The organism is Bifidobacterium sp. A11 (assembly GCF_000499185.1).
GTDB lineage: Bacteria > Actinomycetota > Actinomycetes > Actinomycetales > Bifidobacteriaceae > Bombiscardovia > Bombiscardovia mizhiensis.
The window spans coordinates 1-12,181 of record NZ_AWUO01000014.1 but is presented as its reverse complement, the minus strand read 5'-3'; the positions used below and the strand labels follow the sequence as shown (position 1 = coordinate 12,181).

The 12,181-nt window shown below is 64.2% G+C and carries 14 protein-coding genes; 8 read left to right on the top strand and 6 right to left on the bottom strand.

What is annotated here, in order from left to right; translation table 11 throughout:
• The 6 genes from P273_RS0108395 to P273_RS0108370 all read left to right on the top strand — a co-directional run bounded on the left by P273_RS0108395 (position 1) and on the right by P273_RS0108370 (position 6,404).
• The gene (locus P273_RS0108395; RefSeq protein ID WP_172637265.1) at positions 1–900 is read left to right on the top strand and encodes a hypothetical protein; all 900 of its coding nucleotides are present in this window, start codon (positions 1–3) and stop codon (positions 898–900) included.
• Positions 897–2,105, top strand: a complete 1,209-nt coding sequence (locus tag P273_RS0108390; protein ID WP_024628006.1) for a hypothetical protein — start codon at positions 897–899, stop codon at positions 2,103–2,105. The genes P273_RS0108395 and P273_RS0108390 overlap by 4 nt, the downstream gene beginning before the upstream one ends.
• Positions 2,106–2,121: 16 nt before the next feature.
• The gene (locus P273_RS0108385; protein ID WP_024628005.1) at positions 2,122–4,530 is read left to right on the top strand and encodes a hypothetical protein; all 2,409 of its coding nucleotides are present in this window, start codon (positions 2,122–2,124) and stop codon (positions 4,528–4,530) included.
• Positions 4,527–4,841: a hypothetical protein gene (locus P273_RS10085; RefSeq protein WP_029676342.1), complete on the top strand. Its 315-nt coding sequence runs from the start codon at positions 4,527–4,529 to the stop codon at positions 4,839–4,841. The genes P273_RS0108385 and P273_RS10085 overlap by 4 nt, the downstream gene beginning before the upstream one ends.
• 65 nt (positions 4,842–4,906) lie before the next feature.
• A complete protein-coding gene (locus P273_RS0108375; RefSeq protein WP_024628003.1) occupies positions 4,907–6,151 on the top strand; it encodes a GH25 family lysozyme in 1,245 nt (414 codons plus the stop codon).
• Positions 6,152–6,164: 13 nt separating this feature from the next.
• Entirely contained in the window at positions 6,165–6,404 is a 240-nt protein-coding gene (locus P273_RS0108370; protein ID WP_024628002.1) for a phage holin, read from the top strand.
• A 257-nt stretch (positions 6,405–6,661) separates the two neighbouring features.
• Here the strand turns inward: P273_RS0108370 and P273_RS09640 are convergent, their stop codons facing one another.
• The 5 genes from P273_RS09640 to P273_RS0108345 all read right to left on the bottom strand — a co-directional run bounded on the left by P273_RS09640 (position 6,662) and on the right by P273_RS0108345 (position 9,686).
• Positions 6,662–7,519 carry a tyrosine-type recombinase/integrase gene (locus P273_RS09640; RefSeq protein ID WP_024628001.1) on the bottom strand — a complete coding sequence of 286 codons (858 nt, stop codon included), beginning with the start codon at positions 7,517–7,519 and terminating at the stop codon, positions 6,662–6,664.
• On the bottom strand, positions 7,507–8,355 hold the full coding sequence (locus P273_RS10080) for a hypothetical protein (RefSeq protein ID WP_024628000.1): 849 nt from the start codon (positions 8,353–8,355) through the stop codon (positions 7,507–7,509). The genes P273_RS09640 and P273_RS10080 overlap by 13 nt, the downstream gene beginning before the upstream one ends.
• A 28-nt stretch (positions 8,356–8,383) precedes the next feature.
• Positions 8,384–8,752 (bottom strand): ParB N-terminal domain-containing protein, encoded by a 369-nt coding sequence (locus tag P273_RS0108355; RefSeq protein WP_024627999.1) that lies wholly within the window; start codon positions 8,750–8,752, stop codon positions 8,384–8,386.
• A 96-nt stretch (positions 8,753–8,848) separates the two neighbouring features.
• Positions 8,849–9,274, bottom strand: coding sequence for a hypothetical protein (locus P273_RS0108350; RefSeq protein WP_024627998.1), 426 nt, complete (start codon positions 9,272–9,274; stop codon positions 8,849–8,851).
• Between the two features lies 1 nt (position 9,275).
• Positions 9,276–9,686 carry a hypothetical protein gene (locus P273_RS0108345; protein ID WP_024627997.1) on the bottom strand — a complete coding sequence of 137 codons (411 nt, stop codon included), beginning with the start codon at positions 9,684–9,686 and terminating at the stop codon, positions 9,276–9,278.
• Between the two features lie 270 nt (positions 9,687–9,956).
• Between P273_RS0108345 and P273_RS0108340 the strand changes: the two genes are divergently transcribed.
• Positions 9,957–10,229 (top strand): hypothetical protein, encoded by a 273-nt coding sequence (locus tag P273_RS0108340; RefSeq protein WP_024627996.1) that lies wholly within the window; start codon positions 9,957–9,959, stop codon positions 10,227–10,229.
• 19 nt (positions 10,230–10,248) lie between these two features.
• Complete coding sequence (locus P273_RS09635; RefSeq protein ID WP_024627995.1) at positions 10,249–10,731, top strand: hypothetical protein; 483 nt, start codon at positions 10,249–10,251, stop codon at positions 10,729–10,731.
• Here P273_RS09635 and P273_RS0108330 read toward each other — a convergent pair.
• Positions 10,704–12,026, bottom strand: a complete 1,323-nt coding sequence (locus tag P273_RS0108330; RefSeq protein WP_024627994.1) for a site-specific integrase — start codon at positions 12,024–12,026, stop codon at positions 10,704–10,706. The two genes, P273_RS09635 and P273_RS0108330, sit on opposite strands and share 28 nt — an antisense overlap.
• Between the last annotated feature and the right edge of the window lie 155 nt (positions 12,027–12,181).

Below are 12,181 nucleotides of genomic sequence, written 5' to 3'. Positions count from 1 at the left end.
ATGATGAGCACGGCTTTAGGAGTGGCCCCAGACCAGTCGGGGCAAGGATGCGATGCGCTGACACATCGTCGGATCATCGCCAGCCAGTGGGCCAACACGGGGGTCATCACTGGTCTGGACGTGAGTGGACGGCAGGATCTGCATTATGGGGTGTCCACTGGTGCAGCCGTATGCTCCATGGGCGAGGCAGACGGTATGAGCATCGCATACTGGGACGGTGCCGGTAGCCCATGCACGGAGAATGCCGTGGATGCGGGCGATGCGACCTATCCGAGGATCGATGCCGTCTACATCATCAGCCACACCGGCTCGCCTGACAATCTTGTGCATGTGAAAGTCAAGCAGGGCACGCCGTCCGCGTCGCCTGTGGCCCCGCAGGTGGAGGCCGGGGGCCTGGTGCTGGGCCTGATGCGCATGCCGGCTGGGGCGACGAGCACGGCTGCGGCCGTGTCCTGCGGGCCGACGGACTATGCGATCCCGGTGGGGGCCAGCCTGGGCCGTCTGGGCTACGTGCAGTCCCTGGTGTCCGGTCCCATGGACTGGTCGCGTGGCACTGACGGCAGTGGCTTGTGGCAGCGGCAGCTGAGTCTGACGACCTCCTACCTGCCCACGGACCGTCTGGCCGACGTGGTGTGGACGTGGCGGGCGAGCACCACGGCCCCGGGGGTGGGCTCCTACCGGTGCGACCTGTATGTGGATGATGTGCGGGTCAGCGACGGGATGGACGAGTGCGCCGTTTTCCAGCCCTGGTCCAAGCAGGCGGTCCGCTGGCGGATCGTCCTGTCGGGCGGCAAGGCGCATCAGGTGCGGATTGATGCAAAGCCGGCCATCGACCGGGCCCGTTGGCAGTGGCAAGGCCTGCGGAGCCTGGAGGTCATGGACGCGGGGGTGGCCCGGTGAGCTGGCGGCATTGGATCATCGACGTGCGGGACGGCCACCTGGTCGCCCCCATCGATATCCCATCCTTTTCCTGGGACTTGAGCATCTCAGATTTCGGCTTCCAGACCACCGACAAAGGCACCGGCAAGGCTGATGAGAGCAGCCTGACCATCCCCTGGTCTGCTCTGGACGCTCACACGCCATCCGGCCGTGACAGCCTCCTGGACTCTCGCCGGCGTGGCATTCTCACCTGCTGGGTGCGAGACTTGCAAGACCCGGAGGACATGGGCACGCCCATCATGTGGGGCAAGATCGGCAGCCGGGAGGACACGCTCCTGGACACCACCTTTAGTCTGGAGAGCCCCATGGCCATCCTCCAATCCCGATACGCAGTCAGGGACGGGGCCTTCAAGGACGGGACCAGCACCGACACGATCAGCTTCGACGCTCTCAGCTTCAGAGGCATATGCAGCGAGCTCGGCCGGATCGCCACCGATGCCAAGCAGGGCGGAGCCTTGCCGATCGACTGGACCTACCTGGGCGAGAAGGGCATCCACCAGCGCACCAACTATCAGGCCTGGAACGTGCAGAACCTGGCCGTCTCCCAGCTGATCACCAACATAGCCAACAGCAAAGGCGGGCCCGACGTGGCCTTCCGGCCATATTGGGGCGACCCCAGCCATGCGCGGGTGCGTTTTCTGGCCGGCAGCGATGCTGACGTGTACCTGGACATGGAGCATCCGCCGATCCTCCTTTCCTCCTACGCGGGGGCCGGCAGCCTGGAGGGGCTGACCGTCGACTATCAGGACGGCTACCAGCGCTGGTATGCGACGGGTGCCGGTCAGGATGAGAGCACCATCACTGCCTACTGGGAGCAGATGGATGAGATCACCCACATGCAGGACCCGCCCATCCTCCGGGAGGCGGTCTATGGGGACACGGACACCGACAACTTGCCCCTGCTCAAGGAGCATCTGGCAGGGGTGGCTACAGCCGGCAGGCTCATGCAGATCACCGGCAGCATCGACTTCAACGACACTGATGCCCGTGGCATTCCCCTCCATCCGTGCGGGTCGTTCTGGCCGGGGGAGCGTGTCGACCTGGATGTGGCGGGCTTCCCCACGCTCCCAGATGGCCGCTACGAGCTGAGGCTCATGGAGATGAGCGGCGACCAGACCAGCAAAGCGAGCGTCAAATTCGATGTGCTTGATGCGCCGTTCCAGTGATAGCTAAGGAGTACTGATGGCTTTCCACCCTGACATCACACCCAGGAGCAGAGAGGATACAGCTGCAGGTCTCGCGCAGCTGGCACTGTCAAAGGCCAAAAAGCAGCAGACCCGCAAGTCCGGCAGTGCCACCTGGCATAACGACAATGGCACCAAGACTATTATCGGACCCGATGCCGGCTCCTCCGGCATCGCCCCCTGGGTGGGGGACACGACTGCGCCTGGCATGCCCACCGGCATCGGCGTGGACTCGGCTGCCGGCATGATCCTGGTCGCATGGGACGGCACCCTTAAGGGCGGCGTGCCCGCCGATTTCGACCACGTGCAGATCCTGGTGGACGGCGTGGAGGCTGGTCAGCTGCGTGTCAGGGGCACGGCGACCCTGGGCCCGTATGAGGCGGACAGCGTGCACCAGGTGACCGTCAGGGCGTGGGATGATGCGCATGCTGAGGACGGCAGCCCGGCCCCCAACGGGTCCGAGACGACTGCTCCTATGAGCGTGACGGTCAAGAGCGTCGTCGGTGCCGACGAGATCAAAGACGCGCAGGACAAGGCCCAGCAGGCCATCAACCAGATCGCCGGGGTCAAGCAGACCGCAGCCAGCGCCAGCCAGGCGGCCGCCGACGCGGGCAAGGCCGCAGCCAGTGCCACTGACACGGCCAGCCAGGCCAAGACCATCGCCGACGGCCTGTCCGGCAGTGTCGGCAAGGCCATGGACACGGCCACCAGCGCAGCTGATACAGCCAAGCAGGCCTCGAGCAGCGCAAGCACGGCTGTCAGCATGAGCGCGGCCGCTAGCAGCAAGGCCGACGCGGCCCTGTCGCGGGGCGTGGAACTCGTCCGAAATCCGGCCTTCGACCCGGCCTGGGGGGATCTGGACGGCTTCGGCCTTGCCATGGGCACGAGCGGTGCCCCCGCCAAGCCGCCCCTGCCTTACGCCACCTACGGAGCCTTGACGCAGCGGGACTACTTCAGCTCCTGGCGCTTTCCGTTGGATCGTGGACGCAAGTATCGTTTCGGCTTCTGGGCCATCTGCGACGGGAAAAACCGGGAGGATCTGCGCATCGGCTGGCGGTACGTCAACCCAAATACTCACTGGGATGAGGCGGTCACGGTCACGCAGGAGGAGGCGTCATCCTGGGTGTGGCGGGAGGCCGTCGTGGACACGCCAGACCAGTGGACCGACACTGACCGCAGTCTGAGCGTGTGGCTCAACATCGCTGGGTACGGGGACCAGGCGAAAGGCTGGTGGATCACCGGCCTGACCGTCCGGGATGTGACCGACAGCCAGGACGCCAAGGACCAGGCCCGGCAGGCGCAGACCACGGCCGACGGGAAGAACCGGATCATCGCCTCAGCATCCGAGCCCGCACATGACGGGCTGGCCCTGGGCGACCTGTGGATGCAGCTGGACAAGAACAGCAACGTCACGGGCATTCAGGTGTGGAACGGCAAGGCTTTCACGGATTACGTGCTGCTGGCGCAGCAGGTGCTGGTGGCGGGCAGCGTGGGCACCATCTGCCTAGCCGATGGGGCGATCACCGCCAGCAAGGTCACCGCATCCGAGGCCCTGCTGGAAAAGCTCCTGGTACGCAAGATCAAGGCGGACGAGATCGACGTGGGGAGTCTGACGGCCGCCATCGTCAAGTCCAAGCTGTTCACCACTCCCGACGGCCTGGTCGGCTTCGACCAGTCGGGCTTCTGGGCCAAGGGCAAGGACGGCAAGTATCTTTTCCGCGCCTCCGGCGACGGCGTGCAGGCGGTGGGCGGCTTCCAAACCGCCCTGGAAGGCGACCGCATCCAGCTGAGCCAGACCCTGATCCAAGGATCCAATACTGGCGGCCTGCAGGGCATCGGTGATGATCCGACGCACCCGTACTGGCTGATCTGGGGTGACCATACGGGATCGTCCAGCCGTCTGATGATGGGCACCAGCCCGCAGCAGCCGGAATTCCAGGCGAGCGTGGACACGCGGGGCAATCATGCTCTGGCGTCGGCCTCGCATGTGAGCCTGTCAGCCGGCAGGCTCCTGGATGTGGAAGGGCCGAGGATCACGGTGCAGGGCCTGCCTGCCGACTACCGGGACTATGACCCGGCCTACTACCTGGGCTGGTGGAGCAACTGGACGGACTACAATCACGCGACCCGCCTGTACAAGCGGGGCGGCGTCATCTTCCTTGAGCTGAACGTGCAGATCAGGCAAGGCCTTATCCCCGCCAATCAGACGATCCCGGTGGTGCGCATGGCCTCATCGATCATGCCCGACCACAGCCTGGACGTGCTCGCCTACGGCACCAGCTACGCGGTCGGACGCTTCCATGTTTTCGGCCCTAATGAAAGCCAGCCGCAGGGCACCATCAGCATCGGCACCAGGGACACGAGCGCGAACTTCTTCAGCGGCCAGATGTGCTGGGCGGCCTCATGACCGACCTGCTGATGCTCCTCCTGGAGAGCGTGGTGCCCATGCTCCTGACCGGCGTGGGCGGCCTATGCGGGTGGCTGCTGAAAAGCCACCGCAAGGAGGAGGCCAGGGACCAGGCCATGGAGACGGGCCTGCGCACCCTCCTGCGGGCCGAGCTCCTGGAGATCCACGCCAAATACGTGCCACTCGGCTATATCCCGGTGGCGGTCATGGAGGAGGCCGACCGCGTCTACCGCGCCTACCACTCCTTGGGTGGCAACGGCACGGGCACGAAACTCTACGAGGAACTGAAGGCCCTGCCCACCGTCGACTGACCTCCATCACCTGTCCCGCCGCCCATCCGGGCGGCTTTTTCATGCCTACCTTAAGGAGGATATGCATGCGATGGTCCCATGCGCGGCACGCCCGCGCCAAACCCAGATACGCGCGGATCATGGTGGGGGCGCTCGCCGTCCTGGCCATGCTCACCCCAGGTGCCGCCTACGCTGACGCCGGCTTCGACAACGCATCCTATCAGGGGTGCTACAACGCGCAGGCGGCCCGAGACTCGGGAGCCAGCTTTTCCATCACCAAGATCACGGAGGGCACCGGCTACGTCAATCCCGCCGCCGACTGCCAGCTCGCCGCCAACCGGGCTGCCGGCCTGCGGCTGGGTGCCTACGCCTACGCCAGACCGGACTACGGCAACAGCCCCGAAGCCGAAGCCGACCACTTCAACGCCCAGGCCAACGCTCGCGGGCTCGTGCATGCGGGCGTGATCCCCTTCCTCGACTGGGAGCCGCCAGCCCCATACAACTCGCATACGGACTGGGCCAAGCGGTGGCTCGACCGGGTCGCCTCCTACTGGGGGACCAAGCCGATCATCTACATGCAGGCCTCCAACATCCAGGCAGGCGACTGGAATGCCGTGGCCGGGGCCGACTACGGGCTCTGGGTGGCCGGCTACCCGAGAGGCTATGTCGGCGAGCGCCTGCGTGATCCTGGGGCCCCGCCCTACTCGGTGGCACCCTGGCATTTCGCTGCCGCCTGGCAGTACTCCTCCTCGGGGCATGTGCCCGGCGTAGGGACGGCCGTGGATGTCAACTGGTTTTACGGCGACTCCGTAACCTGGGCCAAGTATGCCAACGCGCCGGTCGGCACGCAGCCTAACCCGGTCGCCCCGTCACCCACTCCCAAGGAGGGCGCGCCCGTCGGTGATGCGTCCAGCATCGCCACAGCGGTGATCCGTGGCGAGTACGGCAACGACCCGCAAAGGCACGCCCTCCTGGGCAGCAGATATGACGAGGTCATGGCTGTGGTCAACGAGCGGCTCCGCGGCAACTCGGGCGGGGGTAACGGGAGCGGCATCTATGTGGTGCGTCCTGGCGACTGCCTGAGCATGGTCTTCGGCGGCTCCTGGCCTGTGATAGCCCGGCTCAACGGCATCAGAGCGCCCTACGTGATCTACCCGGGCCAGCGTCTCGCCACCGACCATGGGGGAGGCGGGGGCCGGACCGTGACCGTGCAGCGGGGTGACACGCTCTCCGGGATCGCCGCCAGGCTCGGCATCGCGCAAAGCCAGATTCACGGCTACCGGTCCGGCAACCCCAGCCTGATCTACGCCGGCGAAACACTCCACTACTAAGGAGGTGATATTTATGACCGATACGATCCCCGAGGATGAGGGCAGGCCCTATTGGCTGCCCGACTGGCTCTACCAGATCCTCAAATGGGTGGGGCTCGCGTTCCTGCCTCTGCTGGGGGCCTTCGTTCACAGCGTCGGCCCCGTCTGGGGTCTGCCCCATACGGACGCCATCGTGACTACGATCTACGCGCTGGGAGTGCTCATCGCAGGATGCATCGCAGGCAGCCAGGCCAAAGCATTGCTCAGCAAGTAGCGGCCCGTCCATAACACAATCGCCCTCGCTTCGGATGACCGGAGCGGGGGCGGTTTTTGCATTCAAAAGCCGGAATTTGGTGTGCTGTGGATATAAAAGTGGCATTGGGGCTGTGGTGGAAAAATATACGCCCGGATGTTATATAAGCTGACTTATCCACATTTTTTCAGTCAGGCCATCCTGCACTGCCGATGCTGTGTAGGCTGGGCCTTGCCGTGCCGTCCGACTCCCCCGAATAATGCGGACGGCACGGCGTTTTATTCGAGGTATCGGCTGAGCGTGCTGGTGGCCTTGCCTTGGATGGCGTGGTGGTGCATGTCGTAGTAGTTGAGCATGGTGTCGTCGACCCATCCTGCGGCGGCGATGATGTCGTGGTCGGGCACGCCCGCCTCGCGGCTGAGGGTGGCGAAGGTGCGGCGCAGGCTGTGGGGGGTGATGCCGTCCAGTCCGATCCGTTTGGCGAGTTTGGCGATCAGGCGGCGCGCGGCCCCCCTGGGCAGGCGCTGGCTGCCGCGAAGGAACACGGGGCCCTGTGTCCGTCTGCCGGTGATGCGGGTGATGGCCTGGCTGGTGGCCTGGGTGATGCCGATGCGCTGCTCCCATCCGCCTTTGCGGCGCACCCGGATCCAGGGGTGCCAGCCCGGATGGTGGTCGGGGATGTCCAGGTTGAGGGCCTCGCTGAGCCGGCAGCCGTTGAGCAGGAGGAGCCTGGTGAGGGCGTTCAGGCGCGGGTCCGGGTCCTGGATGGCGGCGTGCAGGAGATCGCGGGCCTGGTCGCGTTCCAGGATGGTGCCGGTGGAGTGGTTGGGCACTTTGGGCCGGCGCACGTACGGTCCGGGGTCCTCGGGGACCAGCCCGGCGTGGTGGGCCTGCTTGTACAGGTTGCTGATCACGGACAGGCTGGTGGACTGGTAGTGGACGGAGCGGCCCAGCTGGGCGCGCAGGTACCGGCCGTACACCTCGATGTGGCTGGCGGTGGCTTTGAGCGGGTCGATCTGGTTGAGGTCGCACCAGCGCAGCCAGGAGTTGATGGTGCTCTTGTAGGTGGCCCTGGTGGTCGGGGACAGGGGGGCCAGGTATTGGGCGATCACCTGGTCCAGGTTCATCTGCGCCATATGCGTACCGTCTCCTTGGCGATCAGCGGCTTGTCGGCCGGGCCCTTGACGTATGGGGGGATCCATTGCCGGCGGCGCAGCGCATGGTCGGGCCCGTATGCTTGGTTGCGCCAGAACCCCCTGACGATCCACCGGTGCGTCCATGCCCGCTGCTCGTCGCCGGGTTCGGCCGGCCGTCCCGGCCGGTGGAGGTTCTCGCGCAGGACCAGCATCTTGACTTTTCTGATTTCCGGCTCCTGGCTGGCGGGCAGCCGGTCCTGGGGGGACGGCTGTGCCGGCTTGGCCTGGCAGATGCGCGGCTCCTGGCTGAGCGCCCAGACGGCCAGGAGGATGTCGCCCAGGGCCTCGGGCAGCCCTGCCGTCGGGGTTGCGTCGATGGGGGCGAGGGGCAGGTCTCCCTCCTTAGCGCAGGCGTCATGGTCGGCGGTGTACAGGAGGGGGCGGATCAGCCATGAGCGCCCCTCGGGGCCGGGCCTGCTGCCGTCGATGATCCAGTGCACGGCGGCGATGGGCGGCATCCCGTCCGGCAGCTCCAGGCCCAGGCCGCCGTCGAAGCAGATGAACCCGGCCGGTGAGGGCGGGTCCGTGTCGGGCAGGCCTCCCGCCTGGGCGGTGTCCACCGCCAGCGTGGTCATGTCCCGGCTCACCCACCACAGGGGCGCGGCCGCCAGGCTGTCGGCCTCGTTCCACGCCTCGGCCAGCATCCGCTGATAGGGGGTGGCCTGCAGGAGCCGGGACGTCCTGGAGAGCCGATCCCGCAGCCTGCCGGCCAGCCTGGTGCGGATCCAGGGCAGCCATGCGGGGGTCAGCCGCGGCTTGTTGCGCCGTCTGCTCATCGTGCTCCTCTCCAACCTGCCGTGCCGGTCACCACTCGGGTAGCTGGTCCTTGTACTCCTCGACCTCGGTGCCGGCGAAGATGGCGCGCAGGTTGTCGAGGGGGAGCTCGTCGACGGTGTCCGGATCCTGGCTGTCATACCAGTCCTCGAGGATGTCGTGCACGTCGAGGGCCACGGTCATGTCGTCGACGTCCATGTCGGTGTCGTCGGCGAGATGCTGCAGGGCGGCCATCCGGTGGCTGCCGGTCAGGCAGACGCCCTGGACACTGTCGACCAGAATGGGGGCCCCGTCCCATCCGTGCCGGAGGATGGACTGGGCGATCTCGTCCACATGCTTGCGGTCCGTGTCGTTGGGGGTCGCGTAGCAGCTGATCTGCATGTAGGTCATCTCGTCCATCTTGTCCTCCTGTGCCCCTTGCTAATACCTATAATACATCTCTAGAGCTGTAATGCAAGGTGGGGTATCCGGGCGTGTCGCGCCAAGGGCGAGCCGTCAGTCGCCGTCGGCCTGGAGCCACTCGTAGTCGGGGTGTCGCTGCCCGTCCGTGTAGGCGTCGGCCAGCAGATCGACTATCCATCCCAGTTGCTCGGGAGTGAGCTGGTCGGCCAGTTCAGCGGGGATGCGGTCCCAGTTGGCGGCGAAGGTGCTGTGGAATTCGCCGACCCTGCTGTACTGCTTGGCCTGCGCGATCTTGAGCTCGTGCCGGCGCTCCTGCGCGTCCAGGCCCTCCATCCCCTCCCGGGTGAGGGCCTCGCGCATGCGCCGACGCCGGTCCGGGTAGGGCTCCTCGGAGTCGACCATCCAGTCGCGCCCCTGCTTGCGGGCGGTGCGCAGGCCGCCCCTGCGGGCCATCTGCCTGGCGGTCACCTCGGCCTTGCCGTGCATGGCCGCATACTGTGTGATGGGGATCATCGTCATATCAGGCCTCCTGCTTTGCCAGCGCCTGCTGGGCGGCCTTGACCGCGTCGATGGCGTACTGGTGGTCGATCCACCATGATGCCGATGTCTGCTCTTTGAGCCAGTCGATGATGCGGTCTGCGGCGGCGAGCTGTTCCTTGGCGGCCCCGTGCCCGGCCCAGCCGTCGCGGTCCTCCCGGGCCTCGTCCAGGACCTCCTCGCGGATGTCGTCGGCCCAGGCGACCTGCTTGTCGCTGCCCTCCAACGCAGGCAGGCCATCGTGCCCCTGGCGGGCCTTCGCCGTCCGGCATGCGGGGCAGTCGATCGTCCCGTACCAGGCAGCCTTCTTTTCGCGCTCACCGTGCACGTTGGTGCCGCAGATCTGCACTGTGTCCTCATGTCCGCACCTGTAGGTGATGCCGTAGAGTGCCATCTTGTCCTCCCTGTTTGTGTATCCCTTGCTGATACCTATATTACAGCGCTAGCGATGTAATGCAAGAGGGATGAGTCCAGGCGTGTCGCTCCAGGGCCGCGAGAGTAGTACAGTAGGCCATGTCGGCGCAACAGTCGGCAATGTCTCCCTGTCAGGGGAGTGGGATTGAAATGGTCTATGACTTTTCTATGGACTTGATTCACGGTAAGGCCGGGGGGCAACCTCCCGGCCTTACTCATATCGCAGACCAATACGGCCTAGCATGCAGCTATGGCCTATACCCCTGATGATGTCTCCCAGATCCCCGACAACCACCCCTCATACACACCCGCCTCCGACTCAGAGCGGGAGCGGCTGACCATCCTCCTGCACAAGCGACTCGACCAGGTCATCGACCAGGAGCAGCAAGCCGGCCTCAGCCGACAAGACCGCGAGCGCCTGACAGCCACACACCAGCAGATCAGAGCAGACCTGACCGCCATCAGGTACGGAGCCACAGAGCGAACCGTCAGGGAGATCGAGCGCAGATACCGGAGCAGGTAGATCGACTAATCTTACTTATATGTATAAACGTATAAATGCGGAAGTTAATATCGACGACAACGCCGCTAGCATCCTTCCCAAAGACGACTATACGTATTTGCTGGGAGCATGCCTATATGTTTTTGACGGTCTGACTGGTTTTATCGTCGAGATTATATTGTACGACAAAACATCGAAAGAAACTTGGTATGACTTGACCGACAAATCGCCCATACAGCTCCTCAGCAGGATAGAAAAGTCTATCGACGGCATATTGGGGACTCATATCAAAGACGACTTTAACGGTCTGCGCAAAAGGCGGAATCGCATCGTTCATGCGTTCACTGTCACATATAACCACGAACAGGCACTCGAAACTAAAACGACCCAGGGAGATGCGCACCCTAACGAGCAGACTCCTATTACCAGAGAGTGCATGGAACGATTTATAGCTGACGTGATGGCTCTCCAGACCCAATTAAATGGTGTAAGAGATCAGCTAGGGAGTAAAGATTTGGACTGATTGAAACTGATCTGCTCCAGGCCAAGGCTCTCATCCAGGGTCTCCATCGCCCGCAGGCGCTCGCTGTCGTCCGCGTGACGGTAATGCTCGACCATATCATCGGAGGAGTGACCGACGATCTCGCGGATGAGTTGGAAGTCGACTCCTTGGGCTGCTAGGAGGGTGACGACGCTGTGTCTGGTCTCGTGGCCTGTGTGTTCGGCTGGATTGATGCCGGCCAGTCTCATGAGATGGTCGAAGTCCTTTGTGTCTTCCTTGCCTTTGATGGGGCTTCCGTCCTCGTGGCGGAAGATCAGGTCGTTGCCAGCCTGCTTGCCTGCGGCTTTGCGGTAGCGGGCGAGGAGGGCTTTGAGCGGGGGGATGATGGGGATGACGCGGCCTGACTGGCTTTTCGGCCGTGTGAGAGCGCATAGTCCGGTGAGTGGACGCAGGTCGTAGTTGGCGGGGATGCGCCATGTGGCTTCCGGGCATAGGCCGGCTTTCTTCCTGCCGCATGGGTAGATGCCGTCGTGTGGGGTGCCGCATCCGTGCTCCTTGGGAACTTCCTGGAGTTTCCAGTCGACGGTGTAGGTGGATTTCCGAGGATTGTATGAGGCCCATTCGGCACCGAGTATTTCGCCCTGTCGCATGCCGGTGAGCAGGCGGAACCACATGCGGACGCCGATTGCGGGGGCCATCAGTTCGGGGTCGCTGGCCGCCTGCAGCATGGCCTTCATCTCGGGTACGCTGAAAGCCTTCCGCTCCTTTTCGGCACCGACCCGGTGGGGGACTGGCACGGTGAGCACGGGATTACTGTCTATCAGCCCGTCCGCGAGCGCGCTTTGCATGATCTGGTTGAGGCAGGTGTGGATCTGCTTCTGCAGGCTGAGCCCTGCCTGGCCGCTCGGATTACCGTGCTTATCGTAGGATTGCGCGTTGTTGATGAGGCTGCGGATGATGCTGGGCTTGATCTTGGCTATGGGGTAGCCGGCGTACTCATGCAGGTGCACGTCCACGATGGTCTTGTACATCGTGTAGGTCTTTGGGCGAACTTCCTTCTTCTTGTTTTCAAGCCAGGTTTCGGCGTAGCCGCCGAAAGTCGAGGAGAGCTCCTTGGGAGTTCCGTGCTGCTGGATGTCCTTGAGCAGGTCGGTGAGCTTCTGCAGGCAGGCGCGGTAGCTGGCCGCGGTGACAGTCTTGCGCTTTGGTGCCCCGGACGGGTAGTAGCCTATCGGGACCATGGCCCGGTACCTGGTCTCACCTGATGCTGTGGTGTACGAGCGAGGACGGTATACGCCTGTCGAGCTCCTGCCCATCGGACCTCCTGATTTTTGCGAATGTATACTATATGTATACTATCCGTTCGGGTACTGATTGGGTACCGATTGGATACTGTTTACGGTGCTAATCGTTGGAATCAAGCCATTCTTGGAGATGAATCGTTGGAATGCCAACAAGGGAATTCTACCAT